Below are 1078 nucleotides of genomic sequence, written 5' to 3' on the forward strand. Positions count from 1 at the left end.
GCGTGGGGCACGGCGCCCATACCGGGCTGCGGCGTGGGGCGGGGCAGGGCAGTGGTTTTTTTAGCGGCGGCCACGGGGGCCGTGTCGGGGGCTTCGCCAGCCGGCGAAGCGGTAGGAGTAGGAGCAGTTGTAAACATCAGAGAAAAAGCAGCCCCCGGCGCGGGCAGCCGAAAATACGGCCGGTGCCGGGCGGGGGGAGCCTGGGTATACGCGCCCCGCCGCATTTTGGCTACACCCCATCAATCCGCTTCCGCCGGAAGCTTTTTACCGCCCGCCGTTGTTGCTTTGTTTTCCGATTCTGAATTTCTGCTGTTTGAAAACCCGTCCCAAACCCGTTGTTTTTGGCCTTTATGGCTGGTCGCCCGAGTACGGCTTCCGCTACATTCACCCCGCCAACCGCCGCGCCTTCGAGCTGCTGGAGCCCGTGGGCAAGCTCTTCGAGAAAATTGCCGAAGACGAAGAAGGCGAATGGATTACGTTGCGCTACGACGAGCAGCAGTTCCTCGTGCGGCCCGAGCTGTTCAAGGAAATCTACCACAAGCCCACCTTCAGCTTCGGCGACGCCGTGGAGGAAGTGACGCCCCAACCCGGCCAGTACCGCCACTTCGGCCACGTGTCCGACGTGTTCTGGAATGAAGCCACCGACACCGCCACCTACCAAATAGTGGAGCGCAAGCGCAAGCTGCCCCGCGTGTTTGCGGCCAGCGAGCTGCGGGCGTATTAGGTTTCAGGGGTTGGATATTAGGTAGTAGGCGTTCGGACGGTGTGCCAGTCAAACCATAAAACCCAATACCTAAAAATCTACACGCCTAGCGCGATGCCCGCCACCACGGCCACCACGCCGCAGTTCACCGTCGATGGCCAGGCCTCGGCCGCCGAAATTGGCACCGGGCCAGGTCAGTACCAGTTGGCCGCCACTTACACCGGCCCGCACTCGGAAACTGACCGCGGCCTGCAGGCGCTGTACGTGGGCAATACTGCTACTACCCTGAACCTACTGCTCACCGGCGCGGCCGAGTCGGCGGGCGGCAGCTACCGCGCCCTGGTGCTGTACCTGAACACGCCCGCCCAGCCCGGC

General features: G+C 63.2%; 2 protein-coding genes. Both read left to right on the forward strand.

From position 1 onward, the window contains the following. Positions 1-313 precede the first annotated feature (313 nt). The gene (locus ACYVDE_RS23875) at positions 314-724 is read left to right on the forward strand and encodes a DUF6960 family protein (protein WP_460504020.1); all 411 of its coding nucleotides are present in this window, start codon (positions 314-316) and stop codon (positions 722-724) included. Positions 725-817: 93 nt separating this feature from the next. After that, positions 818-1078: hypothetical protein (locus ACYVDE_RS23880; RefSeq protein ID WP_460504021.1), on the forward strand; the 261-nt coding region annotated here is incomplete at its 3' end.

The sequence above is a fragment of the Hymenobacter agri genome, from assembly GCF_054778495.1.